22 protein-coding genes are annotated in these 20829 nt (G+C 59.8%); 12 read left to right on the forward strand and 10 right to left on the reverse strand.

Annotated features, from left to right (window positions below):
* Positions 1-24 precede the first annotated feature (24 nt).
* Complete coding sequence (gene msrB / locus BK670_RS22325; protein ID WP_123453001.1) at positions 25-420, reverse strand: peptide-methionine (R)-S-oxide reductase MsrB; 396 nt, start codon at positions 418-420, stop codon at positions 25-27.
* 224 nt (positions 421-644) lie between these two features.
* Here msrB and BK670_RS22330 point away from each other — a divergent pair, with 224 nt between their 5' ends.
* Together BK670_RS22330 and htpX are read left to right on the forward strand one after the other, a co-directional pair.
* A complete protein-coding gene (locus tag BK670_RS22330) occupies positions 645-1856 on the forward strand; it encodes a pyridoxal phosphate-dependent aminotransferase (RefSeq protein ID WP_007908620.1) in 1212 nt (403 codons plus the stop codon).
* Between the two features lie 303 nt (positions 1857-2159).
* Positions 2160-3047 carry a protease HtpX gene (gene htpX / locus BK670_RS22335; RefSeq protein WP_007908619.1) on the forward strand — a complete coding sequence of 296 codons (888 nt, stop codon included), beginning with the start codon at positions 2160-2162 and terminating at the stop codon, positions 3045-3047.
* 201 nt (positions 3048-3248) lie between these two features.
* On the opposite strand, the gene BK670_RS22340 is transcribed toward htpX, so the two are convergent.
* Positions 3249-3905, reverse strand: a complete 657-nt coding sequence (locus BK670_RS22340; protein WP_123453003.1) for a thiopurine S-methyltransferase — start codon at positions 3903-3905, stop codon at positions 3249-3251.
* Positions 3906-4008: 103 nt separating this feature from the next.
* Between BK670_RS22340 and BK670_RS22345 the strand changes: the two genes are divergently transcribed.
* Positions 4009-4776, forward strand: a complete 768-nt coding sequence (locus tag BK670_RS22345; protein ID WP_123453005.1) for a DODA-type extradiol aromatic ring-opening family dioxygenase — start codon at positions 4009-4011, stop codon at positions 4774-4776.
* A gap of 166 nt (positions 4777-4942) precedes the next feature.
* Here the strand turns inward: BK670_RS22345 and BK670_RS22350 are convergent, their stop codons facing one another.
* On the reverse strand, positions 4943-6616 hold the full coding sequence (locus BK670_RS22350) for a DEAD/DEAH box helicase (protein WP_123453007.1): 1674 nt from the start codon (positions 6614-6616) through the stop codon (positions 4943-4945).
* A gap of 424 nt (positions 6617-7040) precedes the next feature.
* Between BK670_RS22350 and BK670_RS22355 the strand changes: the two genes are divergently transcribed.
* The gene (locus tag BK670_RS22355) at positions 7041-7832 is read left to right on the forward strand and encodes a crotonase/enoyl-CoA hydratase family protein (protein WP_123453009.1); all 792 of its coding nucleotides are present in this window, start codon (positions 7041-7043) and stop codon (positions 7830-7832) included.
* 91 nt (positions 7833-7923) lie between these two features.
* On the opposite strand, the gene BK670_RS22360 is transcribed toward BK670_RS22355, so the two are convergent.
* Complete coding sequence (locus BK670_RS22360) at positions 7924-8679, reverse strand: spermidine synthase (protein WP_123453011.1); 756 nt, start codon at positions 8677-8679, stop codon at positions 7924-7926.
* A gap of 153 nt (positions 8680-8832) precedes the next feature.
* Between BK670_RS22360 and BK670_RS22365 the strand changes: the two genes are divergently transcribed.
* Positions 8833-10179 (forward strand): class II 3-deoxy-7-phosphoheptulonate synthase, encoded by a 1347-nt coding sequence (locus BK670_RS22365; RefSeq protein WP_095182202.1) that lies wholly within the window; start codon positions 8833-8835, stop codon positions 10177-10179.
* A gap of 99 nt (positions 10180-10278) precedes the next feature.
* Here BK670_RS22365 and BK670_RS22370 read toward each other — a convergent pair whose 3' ends face one another.
* On the reverse strand, positions 10279-11505 hold the full coding sequence (locus tag BK670_RS22370) for a winged helix-turn-helix domain-containing protein (protein WP_123453013.1): 1227 nt from the start codon (positions 11503-11505) through the stop codon (positions 10279-10281).
* Positions 11506-11569: 64 nt separating this feature from the next.
* Positions 11570-11791 (reverse strand): DUF1127 domain-containing protein, encoded by a 222-nt coding sequence (locus BK670_RS22375; protein ID WP_123453015.1) that lies wholly within the window; start codon positions 11789-11791, stop codon positions 11570-11572.
* Between the two features lie 96 nt (positions 11792-11887).
* Between BK670_RS22375 and BK670_RS22380 the strand changes: the two genes are divergently transcribed.
* Positions 11888-12742, forward strand: a complete 855-nt coding sequence (locus BK670_RS22380) for a LysR substrate-binding domain-containing protein (RefSeq protein ID WP_185036826.1) — start codon at positions 11888-11890, stop codon at positions 12740-12742.
* Here the strand turns inward: BK670_RS22380 and BK670_RS22385 are convergent.
* On the reverse strand, positions 12732-13481 hold the full coding sequence (locus tag BK670_RS22385; protein ID WP_176470076.1) for a sulfite exporter TauE/SafE family protein: 750 nt from the start codon (positions 13479-13481) through the stop codon (positions 12732-12734). The two genes, BK670_RS22380 and BK670_RS22385, sit on opposite strands and share 11 nt — an antisense overlap.
* A gap of 109 nt (positions 13482-13590) precedes the next feature.
* On the opposite strand from BK670_RS22385, the gene BK670_RS22390 reads away from it, so the two are divergent.
* From BK670_RS22390 to BK670_RS22405, 4 genes are all read left to right on the forward strand, one after another.
* A complete protein-coding gene (locus tag BK670_RS22390) occupies positions 13591-14547 on the forward strand; it encodes a LysR family transcriptional regulator (protein ID WP_123453019.1) in 957 nt (318 codons plus the stop codon).
* Between the two features lie 45 nt (positions 14548-14592).
* The gene (locus tag BK670_RS22395) at positions 14593-15075 is read left to right on the forward strand and encodes a MarR family winged helix-turn-helix transcriptional regulator (RefSeq protein ID WP_123453022.1); all 483 of its coding nucleotides are present in this window, start codon (positions 14593-14595) and stop codon (positions 15073-15075) included.
* Between the two features lie 327 nt (positions 15076-15402).
* Positions 15403-15822, forward strand: coding sequence for an organic hydroperoxide resistance protein (locus BK670_RS22400; protein WP_123453024.1), 420 nt, complete (start codon positions 15403-15405; stop codon positions 15820-15822).
* 34 nt (positions 15823-15856) lie between these two features.
* The gene (locus tag BK670_RS22405) at positions 15857-16867 is read left to right on the forward strand and encodes an alpha/beta hydrolase (RefSeq protein ID WP_123453027.1); all 1011 of its coding nucleotides are present in this window, start codon (positions 15857-15859) and stop codon (positions 16865-16867) included.
* A gap of 184 nt (positions 16868-17051) precedes the next feature.
* On the opposite strand, the gene BK670_RS22410 is transcribed toward BK670_RS22405, so the two are convergent.
* Both BK670_RS22410 and earP read right to left on the reverse strand, forming a co-directional pair.
* Positions 17052-17621 carry an elongation factor P gene (locus BK670_RS22410; protein ID WP_003226785.1) on the reverse strand — a complete coding sequence of 190 codons (570 nt, stop codon included), beginning with the start codon at positions 17619-17621 and terminating at the stop codon, positions 17052-17054.
* A gap of 48 nt (positions 17622-17669) precedes the next feature.
* On the reverse strand, positions 17670-18812 hold the full coding sequence (gene earP, locus BK670_RS22415) for an elongation factor P maturation arginine rhamnosyltransferase EarP (RefSeq protein ID WP_123453029.1): 1143 nt from the start codon (positions 18810-18812) through the stop codon (positions 17670-17672).
* Positions 18813-18936: 124 nt separating this feature from the next.
* On the opposite strand from earP, the gene BK670_RS22420 reads away from it, so the two are divergent.
* Both BK670_RS22420 and BK670_RS22425 read left to right on the forward strand, forming a co-directional pair.
* Entirely contained in the window at positions 18937-19344 is a 408-nt protein-coding gene (locus BK670_RS22420; RefSeq protein WP_123453031.1) for a hypothetical protein, read from the forward strand.
* Positions 19345-19346: 2 nt separating this feature from the next.
* Positions 19347-19829 carry a GreA/GreB family elongation factor gene (locus BK670_RS22425; RefSeq protein WP_123453033.1) on the forward strand — a complete coding sequence of 161 codons (483 nt, stop codon included), beginning with the start codon at positions 19347-19349 and terminating at the stop codon, positions 19827-19829.
* Between the two features lie 9 nt (positions 19830-19838).
* Here the strand turns inward: BK670_RS22425 and cysB are convergent, their stop codons facing one another.
* Positions 19839-20813, reverse strand: a complete 975-nt coding sequence (gene cysB / locus BK670_RS22430; RefSeq protein WP_003183769.1) for an HTH-type transcriptional regulator CysB — start codon at positions 20811-20813, stop codon at positions 19839-19841.
* Positions 20814-20829: the final 16 nt, after the last annotated feature.

The raw sequence follows: 20829 nt of genomic DNA on the forward strand, positions 1-20829 counted from the left end.
GACCCGAAGGTCGCCCTCAATCGTTTATGCGCGCGGCTCGAGGTTCAGACACACCGAGTTGATGCAATAACGCAGGCCGGTCGGCGGTGGGCCGTCCGGGAACACATGGCCCAGATGCGCATCACAGCGCGCGCACTTCACCTCGGTGCGGATCATGCCGTGGCTGATGTCACGGATTTCGGTCATCGCGCTTTCGCCAATTGGCGCGTAGAAGCTTGGCCAGCCGCAGCCGGAGTCGAATTTGGTCTTGGAATCGAACAACGGCTCGTTGCAGCAGACGCAGTGGTAGACACCATCGGTCTTGGTGTCGTTGTATTTGCCGGAGAACGGGCGCTCGGTCGCACTCAGACGACAAACGTTGTACTGCTCAGGGTCGAGCATCGCCCGCCATTCTTCCAGGGTTTTTTCCAACTTTTCCATCATCACACCTCAGCGGCTGAAAAAGCCCGATCTGTACCTTTTCCACGGATCGGGCGGCACGTATGATTGCGCCTCGTCACGCACCAGTCTGGCAGCCAGACCGGGCGCATTCAAACGGATTATGGGAGCCACGGCTCAAGACGTCCGCCTGTGTGAAGACGCAGGAATCCCAGTACGGTTGTCCACCCGCCGCCTGGATCGTTCATTTTCGGGATCACATCGCCATGCAGTTCAGCAAATCGAACAAGCTCGCCAACGTCTGCTACGACATTCGCGGCCCGGTGCTCAAGCACGCCAAACGACTGGAAGAGGAAGGCCAGCGCATCCTCAAGCTGAACATCGGCAACCCGGCGCCGTTTGGTTTCGAAGCGCCGGACGAAATTCTTCAGGATGTGATCCGCAACCTGCCGACCGCGCAAGGCTACAGCGACTCCAAAGGCCTGTTCAGCGCGCGCAAAGCGGTGATGCAGTACTACCAGCAAAAGAATGTGGAAGGTGTCGGCATCGAAGACATCTACCTGGGCAACGGCGTTTCCGAACTGATCGTGATGTCGCTGCAGGCGCTGCTCAACAACGGCGACGAAGTGCTGGTGCCAGCTCCGGACTATCCGCTGTGGACTGCCGCCGTCAGCCTCGCTGGCGGTAACGCCGTGCATTACCTGTGCGACGAAGGCGCCGACTGGTTCCCGGATCTGGCTGACATCAAGGCCAAGATCACCCCGAACACCAAAGCCATGGTGATCATCAACCCGAACAACCCGACCGGCGCGGTGTATTCGAAGGAAGTGTTGCTGGGCATGCTGGAAATCGCCCGTGCGCACAACCTGGTGGTGTTCTCCGACGAGATCTACGACAAGATTCTGTACGACGATGCCGTGCATATCTGCACCGCGTCGCTGGCCCCGGACCTGCTGTGCCTGACCTTCAACGGTCTGTCGAAGTCCTACCGTGTGGCGGGTTTCCGCTCCGGCTGGATCGCCATCTCCGGCCCGAAACACAATGCCCAGAGCTACATCGAAGGCATCGACATGCTGGCCAACATGCGCCTGTGCGCCAACGTGCCGAGCCAGCATGCGATCCAGACCGCACTGGGTGGCTATCAGAGTATCAACGACCTGGTGCTGCCACAGGGTCGCCTGCTGGAACAGCGTAACCGCACCTGGGAACTGCTCAACGACATTCCGGGCGTGAGCTGCGTCAAGCCGATGGGCGCGCTGTATGCGTTCCCGAAAATCGACCCGAAGGTCTGCCCGATCCACAACGACGAGAAATTCGTCCTCGACCTGCTGCTCTCCGAGAAGTTGCTGGTGGTGCAAGGCACGGCGTTCAACTGGCCGTGGCCGGATCACTTCCGCGTCGTCACCCTGCCCCGCGTCGACGATCTAGAAATGGCCATCGGCCGTATCGGCAACTTCCTCAAGTCCTACCGCCAGTAACTGGCCAGCAGTGCGCAACGGGCAACCGTTGCGCACTGTCTGATTCAGCAACACTTCTGCGTTCCGCGTCCGCGCACGCCTTCTACACTTGCGATTCGTACCGTTTACCTGCGCCCGGCGTAATGGCGACGGGTCGCGGCTGACCATCATCCCTATCGTTATCTGTCGTGGGAAAAGTGCCGGGCACCGAAGAATTCGCTGTAGGACACAGTTTGAAATAGTCACTCAGTTGAATAGCCCGGTGCAGCACCTTATATACCCCGCAGTACGCTACATCTTTAGCTTGAGGAGATTTCTACAACCATGATGCGCATCCTGCTGTTTTTGGCCACTAACCTGGCGGTCGTGCTGATAGCCAGCATCACCCTGAGCCTTTTTGGCTTCAACGGGTTCATGGCGGCCAACGGGGTTGATCTCGACCTTAGTCAGCTGCTGGTTTTCTGTGCAGTCTTTGGTTTCGCCGGCTCGCTGTTCTCGCTGTTCATCTCCAAGTGGATGGCGAAGATGAGCACTGGCACCCAGATCATCAGCCAGCCACGGACCCGGCATGAGCAATGGCTGCTGCAAACCGTCGAGCAACTGTCCCGCGAAGCCGGGATCAAGATGCCCGAAGTCGGTATTTTCCCGGCTTACGAAGCAAACGCCTTCGCCACCGGCTGGAACAAGAACGACGCGCTGGTCGCGGTCAGCCAAGGCCTGCTCGAGCGTTTTTCGCCCGATGAAGTGAAAGCCGTACTGGCCCACGAAATCGGCCACGTCGCCAACGGCGACATGGTCACCCTGGCGCTGATCCAGGGTGTAGTGAACACCTTCGTGATGTTCTTCGCGCGGATCATCGGCAACTTCGTCGACAAGGTCATTTTCAAGAACGAAGAAGGTCAGGGCATCGCCTACTACGTGGCGACCATTTTCGCCGAACTGGTACTGGGCATTCTCGCCAGTGCGATCGTCATGTGGTTCTCGCGCAAGCGCGAATTCCGTGCCGACGAAGCCGGTGCACGGCTGGCCGGCACCAGCGCGATGATCGGCGCACTGCAACGCCTGCGCGCCGAGCAAGGCCTGCCGGTGCACATGCCGGACACCCTGAACGCCTTCGGCATCAACGGTGGCATCAAACAGGGCTTTGCCCGTATGTTCATGAGCCACCCGCCGCTGGAAGAGCGTATCGACGCCCTGCGTCGTCGCGGCTGATCCAATCGGCGTAAAAATGAAAAAGGCCCCGCAGTGATGCGGGGCCTTTTTCGATGGCTTGAACTCAGGTTGTTCTGGCTAGCCTCATCGCGAGCAGGCTCACTCCTACAAGGTTTTGTGGAGGTCACACAATCTGTGATTCAGCACCCATCATTGTAGGAGTGAGCCTGCTCGCGATGAGGCAGGAACATCCAACACAACTTAGAGAGAAGAAACCCGATAAACCCGCTCCTCCAGCCGCGTCACGCCAGCCTGAAGGAACTTCCCGCCCTCCCCCAGCACATCCTGCTCTTCCAGCGCCTGCACCTGCCAGAGATCTCCCAGCAACCGCTTTACTTCATCATCCCCCACCGCAAACGGCGGCCCCGGCATCTGCGCCTGATCGTAATCCAGCGTAATCAACAACCCTTGCACAGCCAGCGGCAGAATCTGCTGAAGATGCGCCGCATAACGCTCACGCATCGGCGCCGGCAAGGCAATCAGCGCGGCGCGGTCGTACAACGCGGTGCAATCGGCCACATCGGCGGCGGTCAGCGCAAAGAAATCGCCGCACCACAACTCGATGGTGTCACCACGATAGACCTTGAATGCGCCCTTCTGACTGATCTGGGGCTCAATCTGATGCTCACTGAAAAAGTCCTCGATAGCCTTTTCCGACAGTTCGATCCCGAGCACCTGATGACCGCGCCCGGCCAGCCACGCCAAATCCAGACTTTTTCCGCACAGAGGCACGAGCACCCGCGCGGTTGTCGGCAGCGCCAAATCCGCCCAGTGCCGCTGCAAATAGGGGTTCACCTCAGGCAGATGGAAACCGATCTGGCCCGACGCCCATTTCTTGTGCCAAAACTCAGGCTGCATGGATCACTCCCAATAATTCGATAAGAAAGCGTTAAAACTTATATTAGATTTAGATCAGTGATCTGACTGAAGATGAAACCATCTTAACGCTCAGGAACCCATCATGTTGCCCAGCCTGTTCATTTCCCATGGTTCACCCATGTTGGCACTGGAGCCCGGCGCCAGTGGCCCGGCGCTGGCTCGTCTGGCCGCCGAATTACCGAAACCCAAAGCCATCGTCATCGTCTCCGCGCACTGGGAAAGCCAAGAACTGCTGGTCAGCAGCCATGCGCAACCGGAAACCTGGCACGACTTCGGCGGGTTTCCTCGCGCACTGTTTGAAGTGCAATACCCGGCGCCGGGCAATCCGCCGCTGGCTGCCGAAGTGGCTGATTTGTTGACAGCCAACAACCTGCCTGCCCGCCTCGATCCGCACCGCCCGTTCGATCACGGTGCCTGGGTACCGTTGTCGCTGATGTACCCGCAGGCGGATATTCCAGTGGTGCAGGTTTCGCTGCCGAGCCGCGCTGGTCCGGCACTGCAAACCCGGGTCGGGCGGGCACTGGCGAGCCTGCGTGATCAGGGTATTTTGCTGATCGGCTCTGGCAGCATCACCCACAACCTGGGCGAACTGGACTGGCACGCTGGCCCGGAAAGTGTTGAGCCGTGGGCACGGGACTTCCGTGACTGGGTGATCGAGAAACTGGCGGCCGACGATGAGGCGGCGCTGCATGACTATCGCCGGCAGGCGCCACATGCGGTGCGCAGCCATCCGAGTGATGAGCATTTGTTGCCGCTGTATTTTGCCCGGGGTGCGGGCGGTGAGTTCAGCGTGGCGCATCAGGGATTCACGATGGGTGCGCTGGGCATGGATATTTATCGCTTCGGCTAGAAGCAAAAGCAAAAGATCGCAGCCTTCGGCAGCTCCTACAGGTGAACAGATTGCAACATGTAGGAGCTGCCGCAGGCTGCGGTCTTTTGATCTTGAAAAGCAGGCAAAAAAAATCCCCGAACCAGTCGGGGATTTTTTATGTTCGATCAATCAGCCCAAGGGCGGATCAATCTTCGCGGTAGCGACGCAGTTTCAGCTGCTTACCGGCAACGCGAGTGTCCTTCAGTTTGGTCAGGAGTTTGTCCAGACCATCTTCCGGCAGCTCGACGAGGCTGAAGCTGTCACGCACCTGGATGCGACCGATCGCTTCACGGGCCAGACCGCCTTCGTTGAGGATGGCGCCCAGCAGGTTCTTCGCAGCGATACCGTCACGCGCACCCAGCGCGGTACGGCAACGAGCACGGCCTTCGCCCAAAGGCATTGGCGCGCGACGCTCGCGGTCACCACGATCAGGACGATCACCCGTGCGCTCAGGACGGTCGCCACGCGGTGCGTTGTTCGGCACCAGTGGACGCTCCTTCTCGATCGCTGCCAGGTTCAACGCTTGACCGTTGGTGGCTTTGCGCAGCAGCGCAGCAGCCAGAGCACGCGGGGTGCAGCCGATGTCTGCAGTCAGACGATCGAGCAGTTCACCGTGAGTCGATTCAGCATCAGCGACCAGCGGCGACAGGCTGTTGGTCAGCTTCTTGATGCGTGCATCGAGAACGGCTTGAGCGTCCGGCAGGCGAACTTCAGCGACTTTCTGACCGGTGACACGCTCGATCACTTGCAGCATGCGGCGCTCACGTGGAGTCACCAGCAGCAGGGCACGACCTTCGCGACCGGCACGGCCGGTACGGCCGATACGGTGAACGTAGGATTCCGGATCGTACGGCATGTCAACGTTGAACACGTGAGTGATACGCGGAACGTCCAGACCACGGGCAGCAACGTCGGTCGCGACAACGATGTCCAGACGGCCATCTTTCAGCGAGTCGATCACGCGCTCACGCTGGTTCTGGGCGATGTCGCCGTTCAGCGCCGCGGCTTTGTAGCCTTTGGCGTCGAGGGCACTGGCCAGATCCAGGGTCGCTTGCTTGGTGCGCACGAACATGATCAGCGCGTCGAAGTCTTCCACTTCCAGCAAGCTGAGAACGGCGGAGGTCTTCTGGTCAGCGTGAACCAACAGGTGAGCCTGCTCGATCGCGGTAACGGTCTGGGTCTTGGTCTGGATCTTCACGTGTTGCGGATCGCGCAGATGGCGTTCGGCAATGGCGCGGATCGACTGCGGCAGGGTGGCCGAGAACAATACGGTCTGACGGGTAGGTGGCAAAGCCTTGAAGATGACTTCCAGGTCATCCATGAAGCCCAGCTTCAACATTTCGTCAGCTTCGTCGAGAACCAGGTGGTTCACGGTCGACAGAACTTTTTCGTCACGACGCAGGTGGTCGCACAGACGGCCCGGAGTGGCGACAACAATCTGCGCGCCATTACGGATTGCTTTCAGTTGCGGGCCCATCGGCGCGCCGCCGTAAACGGCCACAACAGTAACGCCCGGCATTTGCTTGGCGTAGGTTTCGAAAGCGGTTGCTACTTGCAGCGCCAACTCACGAGTTGGCGCCAGGATCAGGGCTTGCGGTTCGCGCTTGGCAGGATCGATGCGGTGCAGGATAGGCAGTGCGAACGCGGCGGTTTTACCGGTACCGGTTTGCGCCTGGCCAATCATGTCCTGGCCGGCCATGATGATCGGGATCGATTGCTGCTGAATCGCCGAAGGCTCTTCGTAGCCGGTCGCTGCGACGGCTGCAAGAATATTCGGGTTAAGATTAAAAGCGGCGAATCCGCCGGTTTCCTGGGTCATGGGTCTGCCTCTAAGTGCATCCGCAAAGACCCATGCTCCAAAGCTGCGCATGCCGTGTTGAGACTCAAGAGTCGCCCTGGCAGCTTTGTCGGCGGGGATTTGCGAAAACGAATGAATGAAAAAAAGAATCGTCCGGGAAGAGCCCGCAATGCGGACGTGCAGCCGAAGCTGACTTCGGGAAATTGCGCTACCTAAACGCGGCCCGGTTAAAGGCCGGCGCGCACTATACCGGATTTTGCCCAAAAAGGGAGCTTTTTTTATCGGCTGAATGCGTGTGTCACCGCTGTGTAACGGGGTTTTGCGGATAATCGCGCCAAGGTCTATTTTTCAAAGGCCCGACCCTGCGGGCGATGACGCTTAAACGATTCACCGATGTGCGGCATGCCGTCGCTGCACCCGCCCCTTCCCGCCCGAGGATTTCGCCATGAATCAGCCCTGCCCCGGCCGCGTCAGCCGTGAACGTCGTGGTCACGTCCACCTGATTGGCCTTGATCGAGCGGCCAAACGCAATGCGTTCGACCTCGACCTGCTCAACGAGCTGAGCCTGGCCTACGGCGAGTTCGAGGCCGACAGCGAGGCGCGGGTGGCGGTGGTGTTCGGCCACGGCGAACACTTCACCGCCGGTCTGGATCTGGTGAATGCCAGCTCGGCTTTGGCGCAAGGCTGGCAGGTTCCGACCGGCGGTTGCGATCCTTGGGGAGTTTTCGTCGGGCCACGGGTGAGCAAACCGGTGATTGTCGCCGCGCAGGGTTACTGCCTGACCGTCGGCATCGAGTTGATGCTGGCGGCGGATATCAACCTCTGTGCGAGCAATACCCGCTTCGCGCAAATGGAAGTGCAGCGTGGGATTTTTCCTTTTGGTGGCGCGACTTTACGTTTTCATCAGGTGGCGGGATGGGGCAACGCGATGCGCTGGTTACTGACCGGCGATGAGTTTGATGCCCACGATGCGTTGCACCTGGGATTGGTGCAGGAAGTGATGGCCAGTGAAGACCTGCTGCCAAGGGCGATTGAATTGGCGGAACGGATTGCCCGGCAGGCGCCGCTGGGGGTGCAGGCGACGTTGATGTCAGCGCGGCAGGCAAGGTATGAGGGTGAGACGGCGGCGGCGCAGGGATTGCCGGCACTGGTGAAGAAATTGTTGGCCAGTGAGGATGCCAAGGAAGGTGTGCGCTCATTGGTGGAGCGGCGACCCGGGATCTTCAAAGGGATCTGAAATTTTCGCAGGTTATCAGGCTCGCTCCCACAGGGAAAATGCATTCCAATGTGGGAGCGAGCCTGCTCGCGAAGGGGCCATCACAGATGCCTCAGGTGGCCGGGCGAATGCTGTTGATCAACGACTGCAACGAATATCCCAACCGCGGCGCCAGCGCTTCGGCGCGCGCCGTCAGCGCCTGTATGTCCAGCGCTTGATCGAGGTCCGCCGGCACAATCAGAATCACGTTGCCCTCCTTCACCGGTAATTCCCAGTAATGCCGGTGATAGAGCCCGCGCAACAACGCGGCGCCCAACGGCTTGCCATCATCGGTGGCCCACTGATTGATCACCAGCCAGCCACCCGGATTCAGGCGTTTCTGGCAGTCGCCGAGAAAACTCCAGGCCAGATGCCCGACGCCCGGCCCGACGTCGGTATACAGGTCGACAAAAATCAGATCTGCAGGCTCGGCTGTCGGCAGTAACTCCAGCGCATCGCCAACACGGATGTACAGCCGTGGATCATCGTCCAGCCCGAGGTATTCGATGGCCAGGCGCGGCACATCCGGGCGCAGTTCAATGGCCTCGACATCTTCCAGCGGCAGAAACTTGAGGCAGGCCTGAGTCAATGTACCGGCGCCGAGCCCGAGAAACAGTGCGCTCTCTGGCTGCTCATGGCACAACGCACCGATCAGCATCGCCCGGGTGTAATCGTATTCGAGCCAGCTCGGGTCTGCGGTGAACACGCAGCTCTGCTCGATCGCATCGCCGAACTCCAGAAAGCGGTAATCGGCCACTTCCAGCACGCGAATCACGCCGAACTCATCCTGTACTTCGGCGAGCAGATGCTCGACGCGCTCCTCAGTCATTTCGTCTCCTGATGGTCACCGGGCGCGGTGACGCGATGGCACCGCTGCGGTGCCGTGGCAAAGCGGCGATTGTCGGTGATGGGGCGGGAGCAGGTCACGCACTAATTGCTGCTACCATGGGCTTCCCGTGCGTAGAACCAATTAGAGACCGTGATGAGCCAACCGTGGAGCCCTGACAGCTGGCGCGCCCTGCCGATCCAGCAACAACCCCAATACCCCGACGCAGCGCACCTGCGCCAGGTCGAGCAGACGCTGGCCAGTTATCCGCCACTGGTGTTTGCCGGCGAAGCGCGTGAGCTGCGCCGACAGTTTGCCGAAGTGACCCAGGGCCGGGCGTTCCTGCTGCAGGGCGGCGATTGCGCGGAAAGCTTTGCCGAATTCTCTGCGGCAAAGATTCGCGACACCTTCAAAGTGTTGCTGCAAATGGCGATCGTCATGACCTTTGCCGCCGGCTGCCCGGTGGTCAAGGTCGGGCGCATGGCCGGTCAGTTCGCCAAGCCGCGCTCAGCCAACGACGAGACCATCGGCGGCGTGACGCTGCCGGCCTACCGGGGCGACATCGTCAACGGCATCGGCTTCGATGAAAAGAGCCGCGTGCCGGATCCAGAGCGCCTGCTGCAGTCCTATCACCAGTCCACCGCAACGTTGAACCTGCTGCGCGCCTTCGCTCAGGGCGGCTTTGCCGACCTGCATCAGGTGCACAAGTGGAACCTGGACTTCATCGCCAACTCGGCGCTGGCCGAGAAGTACAGCCACCTCGCCGACCGTATCGATGAAACCCTGGCGTTCATGCGCGCCTGCGGCATGGACAGTTCGCCGCAACTGCGCGAAACCAGTTTCTTCACCGCCCACGAAGCGCTGCTACTGAATTACGAAGAAGCCTTCGTGCGCCGCGATAGCCTGACCAACGATTACTACGATTGCTCGGCGCACATGCTGTGGATCGGCGACCGCACCCGTCAGCTTGACGGCGCGCACGTCGAATTCCTCCGTGGCGTGAATAACCCGATCGGCGTCAAAGTCGGCCCGAGCATGGATCCCGATGACCTGATCCGCCTGATCGACGTGCTCAATCCGGACAACGATCCGGGGCGCCTGAACCTGATTGCGCGTATGGGTGCGAACAAGGTTGGCGATCACCTGCCGGCGCTGATCCGCGCGGTGCAGCGTGAAGGCAAGCAAGTGCTGTGGAGCTCCGACCCGATGCACGGCAACACCATCAAGGCCAGCAGCGGCTACAAGACCCGCGACTTTGCACAGATCCTTGGCGAGGTGAAGCAGTTCTTCCAGGTGCACGAAGCGGAAGGCAGTTATGCCGGCGGCATTCACATCGAGATGACCGGGCAGAACGTCACCGAATGCATCGGTGGCGCGCGGCCGATTACCGAAGATGGCTTGTCGGACCGCTATCACACGCATTGTGATCCGCGGATGAATGCCGATCAGTCTCTGGAGCTGGCGTTTTTGATTGCCGAAACTCTGAAGCAGGTTCGCCGCTAGACCGCGTCGCCCCCAATCGCTAGCAGGCTAGCTCCCACAGGGATTTTGTGTTCGACGCAGATCCCGTGTGGGAGCGAGCCTGCTCGCGAAGAGGCCAGCTCAGTCACAGCCGATCTGCGCCAATGCCACCCGCAACCGCAGCGCACTCTCGCGCTGACAATTCAACTGCACCCGCGCAAGCCCCAACCAGTCCGCCATCTGCCGCAAATTCAGCGCCAGCGCCAGCATCCCCTGCTCATCCAGCCCCGGCTCTTCCTCATGCAGCGCATGCACCGCCAACCGCCCTGCCGCCCGCTCGGCGCGTAAATCGACCCGCGCGGCAATCCGCTCGTTGTGCAAGAACGGCAACACGTAATAGCCGTAAACCCGCTTGTCCTGCGGTGTATAAATCTCCAGCCGATAACGGAAATCGAACAAACGCTCGGTGCGATTGCGCTCCCAGATCAACGAATCGAACGGCGACAACAGCGCACTGGCCATGACCTTGCGCGGGACGCTCGGCGCCGGCAGGCAATAGGCGATTTGCCGCCAACCGGCGACCTCGCACAGCTGCAATTGCCCCGCCTCGACCAGCTCCGCCAGACGTGGACGCGCATCCGCCGGATTCAAGCGAAAGTAATCACGCAGGTCTTTCTCAGTGCCGACGCCCAACGCCTGCGCCGCATGCAACAGCAAACCACGCTGCGCTTCAGCCTCATCCGGCAACGCTTGTTGCAGAATCGAGGGGGGAATCACCCGCTCAGGCAAATCATACAAACGCTCAAAACCACGCCGCCCGGCAACCGTTACTTCACCCGCCGCGAACAGCCACTCCAGCGCATGCTTTTCCGCGCTCCAGTCCCACCACGGCCCGGCCTTGTCTTCACGGGTTGAAAGACTGCCGGCGCCCAACGCGCCCTGCTCTTCGACCGAACTCAAGACCCGACGAACCACGTCCTGCTGCTCGCGACCGAATCTGGCCAGTTGCTGATAAATATCTTCGCCACGCCTGGCTCGCTGCATGCGCCAGCCCAGCAATGGATACATCGACATCGGTAGCAACGAGGCTTCGTGCCCCCAGTATTCGAACAACGTGCGACGTCGCCCCGAACTCCAGGCAGCCTGGTCGAGCAATTCAGAGGGATAGGAACCCAAGCGGGAAAACAGCGGCAAGTAGTGCGAGCGCACCACGGCGTTGACGGAGTCGATTTGCAGCAGGCCCAGCCGTTCGATCAGCCGGTTAACGTGCGGCGCCTTGACGGTCGGCGGCTGGCGCCCGTTGAACCCTTGGGCAGCCAGCGCCAGTCGTCGCGCCTGTTTGAGGGAAAAGGCCAGAGTCGCGGGCATGAGCATCTCCTTGTCTGCTCGCAACCTACCTCACTGGAAGTTGGTTTGTGTAGCACTCTGCTCATCATTTATGCATCGGGTCATCCCAGAACGGGCGCACGGCTTCGTGTTCGACGTCGGCACGACTGACCCCGATGTCCTTCAACGCTTCGTCGCTCAGACTGGCGAGCAACTCGCGTTCACGGTGCAGTTCGTACCAGCGGCTAAACTTGTGCAGCAGGTCGGAAACGATATGGCCGTGTCCGGAAAATTTTGCGTCGTCTACATACTCTCTTTGACCTTTCATCGTGTTGCCTCCTTTGTGGATGGCTCAAGTCTCGCGCCGGCGCTAAGATCAATCCAACGAATGTTTCTGATGGCATGCATCACGGAGATTCATCAATTGTCGGTCTACCCCAGTATCGATACCGATGTCCTGCGCACTTTCGTCGCCATCGCTGATCAAGGCGGTTTCACCCGCGCCGGTGAAATGGTCAACCGCACACAGTCGGCGGTGAGCATGCAGATGAAGCGTCTGGAAGAGGACGTGTTGCAGCGGCAGTTGTTCGAGCGCGACGGACGCCAGGTGCGCCTGACTGCTGAAGGCCAGGTGCTGCTCGGTTACGCGCGGCGCATCCTCAAGCTGCACAGTGAAGTGTTCAACACCTTGCGCGAGCCGCACATGGTCGGCACCGTGCGCATCGGTACGCCGGACGATTACGTGATGCGTTTTCTGCCAGGGATTCTGTCGCGGTTTGCGCAGTTCTATCCGCTGATCCAGATCGAAGTGCATTGCGAATCGACCAAACAACTGTTGCAGCGCACGGACCTCGACTTGTCGATCGTCACCCGCGAGCCGGGTAACGAAATCGGCCAATTGCTGCGCAAGGAGCGGTTTGTCTGGGCCGAGGCGCAAAACTTCAGCGCCCACGAACAGACGCCGTTGCCCCTGGCGATGTTCAACAGTGATTGTTTCTGCCGTTTGTGGGCGTGTAATGCGCTGGATGCGATGGGCCGCGACTACCGCATCGCTTACAACAGCACCAGCCTCTCGGCGTTGATGGCCGTGGTCAGCGCGGGTCTGGCGATCACCGCGCAACTGGAAAGCCTGATCACCCCGGATATGCGCATTCTCGGCGCCGCCGAAGATCTGCCGCTGTTGCCCGAGGCCAGCATCATGCTGATCCGCAACCTGAACAATCCGTCGCCGATCACCGAGTGCCTGGCCGAGCACATCGTCGAAGGCTTTAAACTTTAAACGCGAGCATCACCGCGCACAGCACCAGGAAACCGCAGAACAGCCCGCGCAGGAGTTTTTCCGGCATGGCGTGGGCGACCTTTACGCCCCAACTGATGCTCGCCAGACCACCGATGGCCAGCGGCAGACCGATCATCCAGTCCACTTCGTGATGCACCGCGTAGGTCACCAGGGTAACGCCAGTGCTCGGCAAGGCCAGCGCCAGCGACAAGCCCTGAGCGACCACTTGCGTGGTGCCAAACAGGCTGGTCAACACCGGCGTGGCCACCACCGCGCCGCCGACACCGAACAAACCGCCCATGGTTCCGGACGCCGCGCCGAGCACGCCGAGCCACGGCCAGGAATAACGCATTTCAGAAGTCGCAGCGGGTGGCTTGCCGAACATCTTCAGCAGGTTGTACGCCGAGAGCACCACCAGAAACGCGACGAAACCAATGCGCATGGTTTGCGCATCGATGCCCACCGCCCAGATCGAACCGATCCACGCAAAGCAGAAACCCATCACCGCCAAAGGCAGCGCATGCCGCAGTTCGATGCGATTGCGCTGGTGATAACGCCACAACGCCAACATCACGTTCGGCACCACCATGACCAACGCCGTGCCCTGGGCGATCTGCTGATCGAGACCAAACCACACGCCAAGCAACGGAATAGCGATCAAACCGCCACCGATGCCGAATATGCCGCCGAGTGTGCCAAGGGCGGCGCCGAACAGCAGGTACAACACAAACTCCATCACAGCTGAATTCCTCTTACGTCAGGCGATTCATCCTACGCAGTCACGGCTGGCGGGGAAACGCACAGCAACGCACAATGGCTATGCCGATTTCGCACAAGCGTGAATTCACATGAATCCTAACCAACTGACTGACCAACTCGGGCTGTTTCTCGATGTACTGGAGAGCGGCAGTTTTTCTGCAGCCTCGCGCCGTCATCCGCTGACACCTTCGGCCGTCGCGCGACGCATCGACAGCCTGGAAAGCGCCGTCGGCAGTCAGTTATTTATACGCAGCACCCATGCAGTACGCGCGACGCCGGCCGGTCTGGCGTTCGCCGAACGTGCCCGGCGCATTGTCGCCGAATTGCAACTGGCGCGGGCCGAAGCCGTGTCCTTGAGCAGCGCGCCGGAAGGATTGATTCGCATCGATGCCCCCGCCGCGTTCGGGCGCCGGCATCTGGCACCGGTGATCGCCGACTTTCTCGTCCTTTACCCGGGGCTGGATGTGCAGTTGCACTTGATCGACAGTTTCGTCGACATGGGCGGCTCGAATCTGGGCAAAGTCGATCTGGTGCTGCGGGCCGGGCAAATGGCTGACACGCGATTGGTGGCCACGCCTTTGGCGAGCATGGTGCGCATCGCCTGCGCCAGTCCTGACTATCTGAAACGCCGGGGCGTGCCCGGCAGCCCGGCGCAACTTGGCGAGCATGATGGCCTGGACTGGGAAGGCCTCGCCCCGCCCTTCGCCTGGCGGTTCGAGCATGACGGCCAGATGCAGTTGCACCGTCCGGCACGCATTCGCATGAGCGCCAACAATGCCGAAGCGTTGGTGTGTGGGGCTTTGGCGGGATTAGGGGTTGCGCACTTGCCGACCTGGCTGGCGAGCGAATACCTGCTGCGCGGGGAACTCGTCCCGCTGTTCTGCGAAAACGGCCTGCCGGCGCCGGAATCCACCGGCATCTACGCTCTGCGCATGGAACAGCAAACCAACTCGCGCAGCCGCTTGTTGCTTGAATACCTCAAGACTCGTTTCAGTCCGGTGCCGCCATGGGATCTGGCGTTGCAACGGGATCTGGGACGCCATTAGATCCGGAGAATTATCTGGCGCATTAAAGATTCGAGCGCTAGATTCATGACCATCACCGAACAAGGCTTTGACATGACTTCCGAACGCGACAACTGCGACGACCTGCTGCTGGATAACCAGGCCTGCTTCGCCCTGCATTCCACTTCGCTGATGATGACCAAGGTCTACAAACCGCTGCTGCAAGCCTTGAACCTGACCTATCCGCAGTACCTGGCGATGATGGTGTTGTGGGAGAAGGATGGTTTGACCGTTGGAGAAATCAGCACACGGTTGCTGACCGATCCCGGCTCGCTGACGCCACTGCTCAAGCGCCTGGAAGGCGAAGGCTTGCTTAGCCGCACCCGCAGCCGCGAGGATGAGCGTGTGGTGATCGTCGAATTGACCGAGCAAGGCCGAGCGTTGAAAGCAAAAGCCCAGACCGTTCCCCAATGCATCCTTGGCGCCAGCGGTTTTTCTCTGGAACGCCTGCAAAACCTGCAAGCGGAGCTGCAGGCACTGCGCGGTCATTTGCAGGAAAGCCTGATCTGACCTTCACACAGTCCCCTGTGGGAGCGAGCCTGCTCGCGAATGCGATCTTTCAGCCAACCTGTTTGTTGAGTGGGACATCCCATTCGCGAGCAGGCTCGCTCCCACATGGATTTCATCGCCAGCAGAATATTTTCAACACCTGACCTACCGCCCCATCCGCTCTAACTCAAGCCTTACAGCCCCCCTCCCATACCCGCTCCTTCGTAAAAGCGCAGTTTCTTCAAAAATTTATCTTGCGCACTAAATATTAGCGCGATACATTCACCTCGCACTTACTTAGCGCGCAAACAATTAGCGCGAACAGACACACTCAACGAGGCTCGCACCATGCAAACTCTCTACACCGCAATCGCAACCTCCACTGGCGGCCGTGATGGTCGTGCGATCTCCAGCGACAACGTCCTCGACGTCAAACTGGCCACCCCGAAAGAACTCGGCGGTGCCGGCGGCGCGGCGACCAACCCTGAGCAGCTGTTCGCTGCCGGCTATTCGGCCTGCTTCATCGGCGCGCTGAAATTCGTCGCCAGCCAGAGCAAACGCAAAATCCCTGACGACGCCTCGATCACCGCTCACGTCGGTATCGGCCAGATCCCTGGCGGCTTCGGTCTGGACATCGACCTGCACATCAGCCTGCCAGGCCTGGAACAAGCCGATGCGCAAGCGCTGGTCGACGCGGCTCACCAGGTTTGCCCTTACTCCAACGCCACCCGTGGCAACGTCGATGTGCGTCTGCACGTCACCGTTTAACCATTGACGCCCCAGGCCCGAACAGGAAATGAACATGAACACTTTCAGCAAAGTCTTGACCGGTACCCTTCTCGCCCTGTCCATCCACAGCGCATTCGCCGGTGATGTCGAACACAACACTCAGGCTTTTCTCGATGTGCTGAATGCCGGCAGCGGCAAGCCGATCGAGCAGCTGTCGCCGAAAGATGCCCGAGCCGTGCTGGTCGGCGCGCAGTCCGGGGTCAAGCTGACGCTGCCCAAAGCCGACGTCAGCGAGAAGACTATCCAGGTCGATGGCCAACCGTTGAGCCTGACCATCGTCCGGCCGGCCGGGGTCAAGGGCGAGCTGCCGGTGTTTATGTTCTTCCACGGCGGCGGCTGGGTCTTGGGCGATTTCCCGACTCACGAACGACTGGTGCGTGATCTGGTGGTCGGTTCGGGGGCGGCGGCGGTATTCGTCAACTACACGCCTTCGCCGGAAGCGCATTACCCGGTGGCAATCAACCAAGCCTACGCCGCGACGAAATGGGTGGCAGAGCACGGTAAAGAGATCAATGTCGACGGCAAGCGTCTGGCCGTGGCGGGCAACAGTGTCGGCGGCAACATGGCGGCCGTAGTGGCGCTGATGGCCAAAGACAAAGGCACCCCGGCGATCAGATTCCAGGTATTGCTGTGGCCAGTGACGGACGCCAGTTTCGACACTGGTTCGTATAATCAGTACGCCGAAGGACACTTCCTCACGCGCAACATGATGAAGTGGTTCTGGGACAACTACACCACCGACGCCAAACAGCGCAACGAGATCTACGCCTCGCCTCTGCGGGCAACTCCCGCGCAACTGAAGGGCCTGCCGCCCGCACTGGTGCAGACCGCCGGCGCCGACGTGCTGCGCGATGAAGGTGAAGCTTACGCACGTAAACTCGACGAGGCCGGTGTGGCGGTGACGTCGGTGCGTTACAACGGCATGATTCACGACTACGGTTTGCTTAACGTGGTCAGCCAAGTACCAGCAGTGCGTTCGGCAATGCTGCAGGCGTCTGAAGAACTGAAACAACACTTGAAGTAACCACAATCCCATTGTGGGAGCGAGCCTGCTCGCGAAAGCGGCGTGTCATCCGCTGAAGTGCTGGCTGACAGAACGCATTCGCGAGCAGGCTCGCTCCCACAGGGGATAGGTGTGAACCTCAAATCGCAGGCACAAAAAAGCCCGACTCAATGGTCGGGCTTTTTCTTTCCGTAAAAAGCAGTGCTTATTTGGCACGGCCTTTGTAGGAACCGCCTTCGCGGGTATCGATCTCGATCATGTCGCCGATTTCGATGAAGTCAGCAACCGACAGTTCGGTACCGTTCTTCAGTTTGGCAGGCTTCATCACCTTGCCGGAAGTGTCACCGCGAGCGGAACCTTCGGTGTAGTCAACCTGACGCACGATAGTGGTCGGCAGCTCTACGGAAACCAGACGCTCTTCGAAGAACACGGCTTCGCAAACGTCGGTCATGCCTTCTTCAACGAAAGGCAGAACGCTTTCGATGTCTTCGGCGTTCAGTTCGTACATGGTGTAGTCAGTGGTGTCCATGAACGTGTAGGTGTCACCGCTGATGAACGACAGGGTGGCTTCTTTACGATCCAGGATCACGTCGTCCAGTTTGTCGTCCGCACCGTAAACGGTTTCGGTCTTGTAACCGGTCAGCAGGTTCTTCAGCTTGGTCTTCATGATCGCGCTGTTACGGCCCGACTTGGTGAATTCAGCTTTCTGAACCAGCCAAGGATCGTTGTCGATACGGATCACGGTACCGGGTTTGAGTTCTTTACCAGTTTTCATTGCGAATATCCGAATTTGGATGGGATTTACAAAAATCTAGGCCGCGTATCATATCCAATTTAGGTAAAACCTTACCAGCGCTGCGGCAAGATCGGCTTGCAAGCCTTGTTCCAGACACCACGCCTCGGCGTTTTCCTGCAGTTGCGGCCAATGATTACGGGCGTCGAGCCAGTGTTCGCCGATCGGCTGACCGGCGCTCCAGGCACGCCAGAGACCGTTGATCGCCTCGGCAGCGGCCGGTGACAGGCCTTTTGTGTAGAGCGCGAGGAAGGCGTCGAGTTTGTCCAGATGGATATCCTCGTCCTGCTGATAGATGTGCCAGAGCATCGGCCGCCCCGCCCACTGCGCCCGTACGAACGAATCTTCCCCACGCACCGCGTTGAAATCACAGCACCAGAGCAACTGATCGTATTGATCCTGACGGACGAACGGCAACACCTGCACGGTCAACGACTGACGCACATTGATCTCGCCCACCGTCAGGGCCTCTACTCCGAGCCAGCGCGCCACATCGCCGAGAATCCGCCCTTCCGGCACCAACAGATGAGTCGGCGTCACGTCGGCAGCCAGTACATCCAGCCAACTGGCCAGCCCGGCATTCTCGTAGGCAAACAGCGAAATCAGCTGCGCATCCGCTGCGCGATCAACCCCGAGACCTTGCAGGAATTGGCGCTGGGCATCGGCATCCTGTTGAAACTGCCGACGCTGCTCAAGCAAGCCGCGCTCACGCAACAGCCCGCCAGTGCCAGGCTGGAATCCGGGAAAGAAAAAGAACTTCTGCACCGATTTGTATTTGACCGACGGCAAGCCGTGACAGCCAATGACCCAGTCTTCGGCGCTGAGATAGTCGAGGTTCATCCACAACGGCGGCTGCTCCCGCGCGGCCATCACGTCCATGTAGTCACTGGGCAACTGACAGGCGAACGCGGCGATCACCACATCCGCCGCCTCGGTGTGCACCCACTCGGCCGGCCAGTGCCGCACTTCGACACTTTGTTGCCATTGCTGTGCAGCATTGATATCAATCGCCGGGCAAATGCGCTCGAAGGCGCGCAGATCATCGACCCACAAGCGCACCGCCAAACCGTGCTCGGCCGCCAATTGCCGGGCCAGACGCCAGGTCACGCCGATGTCGCCAAAGTTGTCGACCACGGTGCAGAAAATATCCCAGCGGGGTTTCAGTTCCGGCATTCAAGACTCCCGTTGGCAAAAGCAGCAATTGTCCGCATAAATGACCTCGTGCAGAAGAGCCGACGGCGATTAATCTTCGTGCGACAATCGCCCCTTGCCCGCAATCATCCGCAAGGAGGCAGCCATGCCCTATCGCCCCAACCCGCGTCGCCCGTTGCCTGTTCAGCTTAGCGCGCTGCATTTGACTGGCAGCATTGCCCTGGGCTTGTGGCTGGGCTTTGTCGCCATTGCGCTGACTTGCTGGCTGCTGTCGCAGTTTGTCTTCAAAGAACAACTCGCACCGGTTGCACACGCGGTACAGCAACTGGCCAATCCACCGGCCGTGCAGGTGCAACCGGACATTCCGCCGCCGAGCCCGCTGTTCCAGCAATACGAAGAAAACCTGCGCAAGAACGAACAACAGGCGCGTCTGGATCAGGCACGCGGCAGCACGCGTAACCAGTCCAATCCAAAATGCCAGTTCTGGTTGCAACAGGATCAGACGGCTCCAAGCGAAAAATCCCGCGCCAACGTTTTGCAATTCTGCGATTGATCATGAACAAGCACATCGTCCACCAACAGATTCTCGACAAACTGCGCGTCGACCTCGACATCGCCGAACGCGCCGCGCAAACCGCTTACGAAACTGCCACGCACGAAGAGAACATCGCCGAAAACAAGTACGACACCCTGGGTCTTGAAGCATCGTATCTGGCAGCCGGGCAAGCGAAACGGGTCGAGGAAATCCGTCAGTCACTGGCGCTGTGCCAGAACCTGACGCTGCGTGCTTACGATGAAAATCGAGGCATCGAAGTCGGCGCCCTGCTCGGTCTGGAAGACGAAAAGGGTCGCGAGCAATGGCTGTTTCTGGCGCCGGATGCGGCAGGGCTGAAAGTCGATGTGGTCGGTCAGCCGATTACCGTCATCACTCCGCGCTCGCCGCTGGGCAAAGGACTATTGGGCAAGTGCGAAGGTGATGAGGTGGAGATTCTGGTGGCGGGCACCCGGCAACAGTTTGCTGTCACCGAGGTGCTGTGAGGCAACTGATCAGTGAACGGGTAGCTCGACGCCGTCGAACAGCTCTTCCAGTTCCTGCTTGTTGTGGCACTGAATGGCTTTGGCCATCACTTCGCGAGTCAGGTGCGGCGCGAACTTCTCGATGAAGTCGCACATGAAGCCGCGCAGGAAGGTGCCGCGACGGAAACCGATCTTGGTCACGCTCGATTCGAACAGTTCGCTGGCGTCCAGCACCACCAGGTCGTTGTCGAGTTTGGTGTCGACCGCCATTTTAGCGACGATGCCGACGCCCAGCCCCAGACGCACGTAAGTCTTGATCACGTCGGCGTCAGCGGCGGTGAACACCACTTTCGGTGTCAGGCCGCGATGGCTGAAGGCTTCGTCGAGTTTCGAACGGCCGGTGAAACCGAATACGTAAGTCACGATCGGGTATTCGGCCAGGGCTTCCAGTGTCAGCTTGGGCAGCTTGGTCAGCGGGTGGCCCTGCGGCACGACCACGCAACGGTTCCAGCGGTAGCACGGCATCATCACCAGATCGCCGAACAGCTCCAGCGCTTCAGTGGCAATGGCAAAATCGACGGTGCCGTCAGCGGCCATTTCGGCGATCTGCATCGGCGAACCCTGGTGCATGTGCAGCGCCACGTCCGGGTATTGCTTGATGAAATTGCTGATCACCGGCGGCAGTGCATAACGTGCCTGGGTGTGGGTGGTGGCGATCGACAGGGTGCCTTTTTTCTCGTTGGAGAATTCCTGGGCGATCTGCTTGATGCTTTCGACCTTGCGCAGAATCTCACCGGCAGTGGTGATGATGCGCTCGCCGGCCGGGGTCACGCGGGTCAGGTGCTTGCCGCTGCGGGCAAACACTTCGACGCCGAGTTCGTCTTCCAGCAGGCGGATTTGTTTACTGATGCCCGGTTGCGAGGTGTAAAGGCTTTGGGCTGTAGCGGAAACGTTGAGGTCGTGGTGCGCCACTTCCCAGATGTAGCGCAGTTGTTGAAGCTTCATATGTATCCCTCAAAGC

Origin of the sequence: Pseudomonas fluorescens (genome assembly GCF_003732425.1) — a bacterium.
GTDB classification, from domain to species: domain Bacteria; phylum Pseudomonadota; class Gammaproteobacteria; order Pseudomonadales; family Pseudomonadaceae; genus Aquipseudomonas; species Aquipseudomonas fluorescens_BE.